Below are 228 nucleotides of genomic sequence, written 5' to 3'. Positions count from 1 at the left end.
AACCAACTGCACCAACAGACTTTGTAGATAATCAAGGTACTGATCAAGGTACATTCCCAAGTGGTACACAAACAGATGACACCACACCAGGGATTGTGATTGGTCCAGTGACACCAGGTGAAACACCAACATTGATTGTCGATGGTGTAGAAGTTCCATCAACGTATGATCCAACGACAGGTACATTGACGCCAGTTAATCCATTAACTGAAGGTCCACACGACATTA

The 228-nt window shown here is 43.9% G+C and carries 1 protein-coding gene; it reads left to right on the top strand.

The window, feature by feature from the left end:
* On the top strand, nt 1-228 hold a 228-nt coding region (locus tag ACG94X_RS16940), incomplete at both ends, for a hypothetical protein (RefSeq protein WP_419384821.1).

The sequence above is a fragment of the Acinetobacter psychrotolerans genome, assembly GCF_048552595.1.
In the GTDB taxonomy this organism is placed as follows: domain Bacteria; phylum Pseudomonadota; class Gammaproteobacteria; order Pseudomonadales; family Moraxellaceae; genus Acinetobacter.
This window is presented reverse-complemented; position numbering and strand designations above follow the sequence as displayed.